This window comes from Brevibacillus sp. MCWH (genome assembly GCF_013096935.1).
Classification (GTDB): domain Bacteria; phylum Bacillota; class Bacilli; order Brevibacillales; family Brevibacillaceae; genus Brevibacillus; species Brevibacillus aydinogluensis.
This window is the reverse complement of record NZ_SDLF01000247.1, coordinates 1-385: the sequence shown is the minus strand read 5'-3', so window position 1 is coordinate 385 and position 385 is coordinate 1. Positions and strand designations below refer to the sequence as shown.

The following is a 385-nucleotide window of genomic DNA, read 5'->3' as shown; positions in this document are numbered from 1 at the left end:
CTTTAGCTTCCCACTTGTAAATGTCTCCATCCCATTCAGAGTCATACTTCTCGAATGACGTATCAGGGAATTTCAAGTGCCATTCTAAATCATGTTCTACAGCATACATGAACTCGTCAGAGATAAGTACAGAAGAGTTATTACCTTCAATGAAACCAGGTTTACGTTTCGCACCAATAAAGTCCTCGTTATAATCAGTGTCATTAGGGTCATTTGTATAGAATACGTCAGGATGCCAATCGTGTAAGGTTAGCATTTGTGCCAATCAGTTACGTGGGGCGCTACTCCCACTCTCCTATTACTAGGAGTGTCAGACTATATCTTACGGCTATAAGGCCGCCCCCGCGCTTCGGTGTCGCTTGACACCTACTCTACTCCCTTCCAC

General features: G+C 44.2%; 1 protein-coding gene. It reads right to left on the bottom strand.

Annotated elements, in window-relative coordinates:
* Positions 1-256 (bottom strand): hypothetical protein (locus tag ETC00_RS20305; RefSeq protein WP_216369619.1); only part of this gene is annotated, 256 nt, incomplete at its 3' end.
* Between the last annotated feature and the right edge of the window lie 129 nt (positions 257-385).